At 67.1% G+C, this 7,663-nt stretch carries 5 protein-coding genes and 1 pseudogene; 1 reads left to right on the top strand and 5 read right to left on the bottom strand.

What is annotated here, in order from left to right:
* The coding region (locus AC1DDG_RS13755) for a transglycosylase domain-containing protein (protein ID WP_476876479.1) at positions 1–1,159 on the bottom strand (1,159 nt) is incomplete at its 3' end.
* Between the two features lie 246 nt (positions 1,160–1,405).
* Here AC1DDG_RS13755 and AC1DDG_RS13750 point away from each other — a divergent pair.
* Entirely contained in the window at positions 1,406–1,666 is a 261-nt protein-coding gene (locus AC1DDG_RS13750; protein WP_230119589.1) for a hypothetical protein, read from the top strand.
* A 130-nt stretch (positions 1,667–1,796) separates the two neighbouring features.
* On the opposite strand, the gene AC1DDG_RS13745 is transcribed toward AC1DDG_RS13750, so the two are convergent.
* From AC1DDG_RS13745 to AC1DDG_RS13730, 4 genes and pseudogenes are all read right to left on the bottom strand, one after another.
* Positions 1,797–2,033: a hypothetical protein gene (locus tag AC1DDG_RS13745; protein ID WP_230119588.1), complete on the bottom strand. Its 237-nt coding sequence runs from the start codon at positions 2,031–2,033 to the stop codon at positions 1,797–1,799.
* A gap of 163 nt (positions 2,034–2,196) precedes the next feature.
* A complete protein-coding gene (hutH, locus tag AC1DDG_RS13740; protein ID WP_476876478.1) occupies positions 2,197–3,789 on the bottom strand; it encodes a histidine ammonia-lyase in 1,593 nt (530 codons plus the stop codon).
* A gap of 118 nt (positions 3,790–3,907) precedes the next feature.
* Positions 3,908–5,605 carry a urocanate hydratase gene (locus tag AC1DDG_RS13735; protein WP_476876477.1) on the bottom strand — a complete coding sequence of 566 codons (1,698 nt, stop codon included), beginning with the start codon at positions 5,603–5,605 and terminating at the stop codon, positions 3,908–3,910.
* 307 nt (positions 5,606–5,912) lie between these two features.
* A pseudogene (locus AC1DDG_RS13730) lies at positions 5,913–7,521 on the bottom strand (HNH endonuclease signature motif containing protein).
* Positions 7,522–7,663: the final 142 nt, after the last annotated feature.

Genomic DNA, 7,663 nt, shown 5'->3' with positions numbered 1-7,663 from the left:
GGGGAAGGAACACCGTATTCTGCGCCATGGCGAGGATCTTGCCGGTTCCCGGCTGGACGGAGACCAGGGACGAGCCCCATTTGGCCGGATTGGCCCCGGCCGTCGAGTCCACCTGTGCCTGCGCGGCCGCCTGCAGCCTGCTGTCCAGCGTGGTGGTGATGGTCAGCCCGCCACGGTACAGCTTTTGCTCGCGTGCCTGGGTGTCCGGGCCAAACGCCGGGTTGTTCAGGATCAGATGGGTGACGTAGTCGCAGAAGTACGGGGCTATCGCGGCGGCGGCACAACCCTGCCGGGACGGCCTGACCTTCAGGCCCACGCCGGAGGCTTTGGCGGCGTCATGCTGTTTCTTGGTGATCTTGCCCTGTTCCAGCATCGCGTCCAGGACCTGGTTGCGCCGCTTGACGGAGTTCTTCGGATTGGTCACCGGATCATAGAAGCTGGGGCTGTTGACCAGCCCGGCCAGCAGGGCCGCCTGGGGCAGGGTGAGTTTGCTGGCCGGAACGCTGAAGAAGTACTGGGCGGCCGCCTCGATGCCATACGCGTTGCGGTTGAAGAAGACGATGTTGAGGTAACCCTCGAGGATCTGGTCCTTCGTGTACTTCTTTTCCAGCGCCATGGCGAGCCGCATCTCGCGCAGCTTGTCCCCCATGCTCTTCTGGCCGCTGAGGACCACCTGGTCCTCGCGTCCTGCGGATATCAGGGACTCGTTGGCCACGTTGGTGACGTACTGCTGGGTGAGGGTGGACGCCCCCTGCCGCTCTCCGCGGGTGATGTTGCTGGTCAGCGCCCGGAGAACACCCTGGGTGTCCACTCCGCTGTGCTCGTAGAAACGGCTGTCCTCGATGGCCACGAGCGCGTTCCTGATGAACGGAGACATGTTTTTGAGCGGGACCCGCACCCGGTTTTCGTCATAGAAACTGGCGATCAGCTTTCCGTCCGCGGTCACCATCCTGGTGGTTTGCGCCGGCGTTTGCACCGCCAGGTCGGTTGGAAGGCTGTTGAAGTAGGAGATCGACCGGCTCACCCCGGTGCCGGCCAAGGCGGCCGCCGGCACGATGAAGCTTGCCACCAGGACCCCGCAGATACCGCTCACGACCACGAACCCGAGCATCCCCGCCAGGGCCCGGGCTGCCCGGGACAAAAACCTCTTCAGTGCCATGCTTCCAGCTCACCACGCATCCCGCTTGATTTCAGGATACGCGCCGCCCGTTACCCGATCCACATCCGGCCGCCCCGCCCGGCGGGCGCTCCAAATCCGGCCGTGAGTCCCGCCGTAACGGGACGGGCCAAAAGGACAAGACAATGCCGGTCAAGGCGGCTGTCAAATGCCAGTCATCTTACGTCTGACCCGACGGGCGGGTAGAATAGTCTCCGGCATCGGCACGAATCACAGAAAGTTTGGCACATGAGCACAGCAACAATGGAGCGCCCAACCGCTTCGTCTCCCGCGTTAGGCTCGTCGGCTTCCCGGTCCATCCACCTGGCCTTCACCAGCGCGGACCAGGTCCACGAGGGCTTGGAAAATGCGGTTGAAGCCCTGATCGAAGCAGCTGCCCAAGAAGGCACCTGCGGCATCCGCGTGACCCGGCTTGAACCCGGCCGGTACACCGTCGCCCTCGACGATTCCGTCCCCTTTGGCGAAACCCACGAGGACATCGCAGCTTAACACGCAAAGAGCCCCCGCCCCTGGTCTCGCCCCGCTGAAAAGCGGGCGGTCCCAGGGCCGGGGGCTGTCTTGTGCCTAAACCCTTTTACTGACAGGTCCTGCCACGTGCGTTAGGTTCGGACCACATGCGTTAGGCCCGGCGGACCTGCACGCCGTCGGACTTCATGTAGGGCTGCGTCTCCGAATGCCCGCTGCCTACGAGCCAGAGAACGTTGCCGCTCCGCGAAATCTCCTCAACCTCGCCTGCCGCAATGACATGCGCATGCTTGAGGATTTCGACCCGCTCGCCCGGCCGCAATGATCCCCAGTTGGAAACCGTTGCAGCGTGTGCGATGCGCCTGGACAGGACTGCCCCGCGTGCTTTCATTTGAACTTCTACCCCTTTGTGGATGTTCTTCCGCCACAGCATCGTCGATGTGACTTTCACTACACCTTCAGTTCTACTACACTCGGCGGGCTCGTTCCCGGAGCGTTGCAGAGTATTTCGGCGGCGCCGGGAAATGTTTCCCGGCGCCGCATATTGTTCTGCCTCAGGCAAGGATTCCGACGGCGGATTCGGCTGCCGCCCGCACCTCGCCGGACGCCACCAGCAGGTCCGCCGCTTCCAGTTCCGGCGACAGGAACCTGTCCGTCCCCGGACCGTCGACGACGTTGCGCAGCGCGGAGACGACGGCGGTACCGGCCGGACCCGGAGTCAGTTCACCGCCGGAAAGCTGCGTGCGCATGTCGATGGCCCGGGCAGACGTCACGAGTTCGATCGCCAGGACACGGCGCAGGTTCTCCACTGCCTTCCGGAGCTTGCGTGCGGCATGCCAGCCCATGGACACGTGGTCCTCCTGCATGGCGGAGCTCGGAATGGAGTCCACCGAGGCCGGAACCGCAAGCCGCTTGTTGTCAGAGACCAGCCCCGCCTGCGTGTACTGCGCAATCATCAGCCCCGAGTCCACGCCCGGATCACCGGCGAGGAATGCGGGCAGGCCGTGGGAGCGTGCGGGATCCAGCATGCGGTCCGTGCGCCGTTCGGCAATGGAGCTCAGGTCGGCCACAGCGATGGCCAGGAAGTCCAGCACGTACGCCACCGGAGCGCCGTGGAAGTTGCCGTTGGAGGAGACGCGGCCGTCCGGAAGCACCACCGGGTTGTCGATGGCGGCTGCCAGTTCGCGCGAGGCCACGAGGGCGGCGTGGTCCACGGTGTCCCGGACCGCCCCGGCCACCTGGGGTGCGCAACGCAGCGAGTACGCGTCCTGCACCTTGGAGTCCCCCACCCGGTGGGAGGCCACAATCGGGGAATGGGACAGCACCCGCAGCATGTTGTCCGCGCTGGCAGCCTGGCCCGGGTGCGGCCGCAGGGCCGCGTGGAGTTCCGGCAGGAACACCTGATCGGTGCCGAGCAGCGCCTCGACGCTGAGGGCGGCGGTGATATCCGCCGTCGTCAGCAGTTGCCGGATGTCCGCGATGGCCATGAGGAGCATTCCGAGCATGCCCTCGGTGCCGTTGACGAGTGCCAGGCCCTCCTTCTCCGCGAGCGTGACGGGTGCGATCCCGTGTGCGGCGAGGAGGTCGGCGACCGGGCGGCTGCCTTTGGCTCCGTAGAGCTCGCCGTCTGGTCCCGTCGCCTCGCCCTCGCCCATCAGCACGAGCGCGCAGTGCGAAAGAGGCGCGAGGTCGCCCGAGCAGCCCAGCGAACCGAACTCGCGGACGACGGGGGTGATGCCTGCGTTGAGCACGTCCACCATCGTCTGCAGCACCACCGGACGGACACCGGTGCGGCCGGACGCGAGGGTCTTGGCCCGCAGGAACATGATGCCGCGGACCACTTCGCGCTCCACGGCCGGGCCCATGCCGGCGGCGTGGCTGCGGATGAGCGATTTCTGCAACTGGGTGCGCAGCTCATTGGGGATGTGCCGGTTGGCCAGAGCCCCAAAGCCCGTTGAGATTCCGTATGCGGGGACGTCGCTGGAGGCGAGGTCGTCGATGTGGGCCCGGACCTTGGCCACCGTCTCCAGCGCTTCGGTGGAGATGGTCACCTTCGCGTCGTGGCGCGCGACGGCGACGACGTCCTCGGGGGTCACTCCGCTGGAGCCGAGGGTGACTGTCAGGGGTGCTTGCGTTGTGATGGTCATTGATATCTACCTAGGTCTAATTGTTAGCCGGTCCTCCGATCGATTGCTCCGTAACGGCCCTTTTCAAGGCTCAAAACGGCACCTACGGAGCAATCGACGAGGTTTTCGCGAGCTGGGGTTAGCGGGTTTCTGACATGGGGATGCGGACGCCGCGTTCGTTGGCGACTTCGAGGGCGCGGTCGTAGCCGGCGTCGGCGTGGCGGATGACGCCCATGCCGGGGTCGTTGGTGAGGAGCCGTTCGAGTTTCTGCGCGGCGAGGTCGGTGCCGTCGGCGACGGAGACCTGGCCGGCGTGGATGGAGCGGCCGATGCCGACGCCGCCGCCGTGGTGGATCGAGACCCAGGTGGCGCCGGAGGCGGTGTTGAGCAGGGCGTTGAGCAGCGGCCAGTCGGCGATCGCGTCGGAGCCGTCGGCCATGGCCTCGGTCTCGCGGTACGGGGAGGCCACGGAGCCGGAGTCGAGGTGGTCGCGGCCGATCACGATGGGGGCCTTGACCTTGCCTTCCTTGACGAGCTGGTTGAACAGCAGGCCGGCTTTGGCGCGTTCGCCGTAGCCCAGCCAGCAGATGCGGGCCGGCAGGCCCTCGAACTCGACGCGCTCGGCGGCGGCGTCGATCCAGCGGTGCAGGTGCTTGTTCTCGGGGAAGAGTTCCTTGATGGCCTTGTCCGTGACGGCGATGTCCTCCGGGTCCCCGGAGAGCGCCACCCAGCGGAACGGGCCCAGGCCCTCGCAGAACAGCGGACGGATGTAGGCCGGGACGAAGCCGGGGAACTCGAACGCGCGGTCGTAGCCGCCCTTGCGGGCCTCGTCACGGATCGAATTGCCGTAGTCGAAGACCTCGGCGCCGGCATCCTGGAATTCGACCATGGCCTGGACGTGCCTGGCCATCGAGGCCTGGGCCTTCTTGGTGAACCCTTCCGGGTCCGCGGCAGCCTCGGCCTGCCATTCGGCCACGGTGATGCCTTCGGGCAGGTAGGACAGGGGGTCGTGGGCGGAGGTCTGGTCGGTGACAATGTCCACGGTGAGTTCGCCGGCGTGGTGGCGGCGCAGGATCTCCGGGAAGACCTCGGCGGCGTTGCCGACGTAGCCGACGGACCAGCCGCGGCGTTCTTCCTTGGCCGCCAGGACCTTGGCGATCGCGGCGTCGAGGTCGGTTTCTACTTCGTCGAGGTAGCGCTTGCCGGCACGGCGGCGCAGGCGGGTCTCGTCGACGTCGACAATCAGGCAGGCGCCGTCGTTCAGCGTGACGGCGAGGGGCTGGGCGCCGCCCATGCCGCCGCAGCCGCCGGTGAGCGTCAGGGTGCCGGCGAGCGTGCCGTTCTCATCGCCGGTGAGCTTGCGGGCGATGGCCGCGAAGGTTTCGAAGGTGCCCTGCAGGATGCCCTGGGTGCCGATGTAGATCCATGAGCCGGCGGTCATCTGACCGTACATCATCAGGCCCTCGGCCTCGAGCCGGCGGAACTCGGGCCAGTTCGCCCAGTCGCCCACGAGGTTGGAGTTGGCCAGGAGCACGCGCGGCGCCCACTCGTTGGTGCGGAAGACCCCGACCGGCTTGCCGGACTGGACCAGCAGGGTCTCGTCCTTCTCCATGGTCTCCAGGGTGCGGGTGATGGCATCGAACGCGGCCCAGGACCGGACCGCCCGGCCGGTGCCGCCGTAGACCACCAGGTCATCCGGGCGCTCGGCGACTTCCGGATCCAGGTTGTTCATGAGCATGCGCAGGGGGGCTTCCGTCTGCCAGGACTTGGCGGTGAGCTCGGTGCCGCGGGCTGCTTTGACCGGGCGGGCACCGGTGGTGAAATCGGCGGGTGCCATGATGGCTCCTTCGTGTTGCTGTTTTGGGAGAGCGGAGTGCTTCTGTATCTACTAAAGCCCCTCCCCGGCGGCGTAAACAGGGGTTTCAGAGCGCACCTGTCCGGTATTCCAGACAAGGCCGCTCATCAAAAACCATGGCAGGTATCCGTCGCGGTCAATTGCCGCAAGGGGCCCCTTTGAACGTGCTGCCAGCAGACGCCACGGGCTACCGCTGAGCCAGGCCTGCCAGCTACCACCGAACCGGCAGATGGGCAGGCGTAGAACGCCGGGCAAATAACACTGAGGCCCCTACGTTCAGGCTGCACGTTTAGGCTGCTGCGCGGACATCCCCGTCGTCGGGCGGTTCGGGCAGGGCGGGGTTTTCGGGCACGCCGGCGCAAAGACCATTGAGTGTGGCCGGGTCGTTGAGCACGGCCAGGATTTGCGGTGGCCAGAGTGGTGGTTCCCAGTCGGGTTGTCCGCTGGCGCAGTGGCGTCCGGTGGGTGAGGTCCAGCGCGGCGGGTCGTTGGCGCTAGCGGCGGTAGGTGTCCATGCCGAAGCATGTTTAAGCCGGTGGTGTTTCGGGCAGGGTTGGCCCAGGTTGCTGATTCCGGTGGTCCCGCCGTCGGACCAGGCGAGGAGGTGGTCCGCTTCGTTGTCCAGGGACTGGCTGCTGCAGCCGGGAAACGAGCATTTCCCGTCCCTTAGCCGTAGCCATCGTCGCAGCGCCGTGGGAACGCGGTAGCTGGTCCGTCCGATCTCCAGCGGTGCACCATCACGAGGGTCGGTCAGCACCCTCAGGAACGACGACGCCCCCTCGGCGACGAGCCGACGAGCCATGGACGGCGGCACCGGCCCGTACCCATCCAGCATGGCCGGCTCCTCGGTCAGGCCCAGCAGCGAGAACACCGGAACCGTGATCAGGACCTGTGCTGCCGGCGACGGCACACCACCGGCCGGCACGCAGCCACCGAACGCGCCCTCAACAGTACTGGCGCCGGTGGGGCCGCTCCGGGGGCCAATCACCGGGCCGCCCGCAGCGCCGCCGCTCCCGGCACGCCCCGGTGCGCCGTCGACGGCCTCGTCGGCCGTGCCGGCCAGTGTTTCTTCGAGGCCTGCCGTGAGGAGCCAGGTCGCGGCGATATCGGCGCGGAGCTGGGTGAGGGTCCTCGCCTCGCCCTGCCCCTGCAGAGCCCGTGCGGCGGCGGTGGTGCGGGTCCCAGATCCCGGCGGCCTGGTCAGCGGGCAGGTAGGCCGAGAGCCAGGCCATGCCGTCCCGGTCCGGGGTGTACTCCACTCGCCGGTCCGCAGCACTGCGGATGTGGCGTTTTTCGATGCTGACCGGGTGGTGCCGCTCCCGCCAAGAACGGACCTTCGCGCGGAACCGGGAAGGGACCAGCTCGCCGGCCGGGCAGCCCCGCGCCGGATTCGGTGCACCAGGGTCCAGGAAATGCGCCTCCAGCGCCACCGCTCCGGCCGTGCCGAGGTTCGTGGTTTCGTCCGCCACGATCCGGGCATGCTGCCATGAAATGCTGCCCGCCTGCAGCGCGGATAATGTCATCTGCAGGCCGGCCGTCAAGACGGATGCCTCGTACAGCAGGGCACCCGCGGCGCTTTCACTGACCGTCAGGACACAGGCGACCTCAGCAGTCACAGCCATGTCCCGGGCGGTACTTTCCTGCCGGGACACCGGCGGCGGCGCCATGGCCTTGGCCGTAGCCGCGTAACCGGCGGCAAGATGCACTTTCAGAGCTGCCAGGCGGGCTTCAATCCTGGCCACCTCAGCCAGGCCGTCCAGGCACCCGTCCGCCTGCTCCTGCAGCGGATCGCCCCCGGCCGAGACCACGATTCCCGCCCCGCGTCGGACAAGAACAGCCAGCGCAGCGACAGAAGCATCGATGGCCTCCACTGTCTCCACAACCGCACTGCTTTCCATACCCGAAGCATTTCACGAGGCACAGACAATATAGCGGCGTGGGCCGAGCCCGGTCTCTTAGTGGCCCGGCCGGGTCCCGACGCCTGGTGCTCCGCACTGCCGACGATCCCGATAGTTCGCAGGGCAGTCTGAAATCGAAGAC

Source organism: Arthrobacter sp. 10L430, assembly GCF_056395245.1.
The sequence above is the reverse complement of the archived record's forward strand: the minus strand, read 5'-3'. Positions and strand labels throughout refer to the sequence as shown.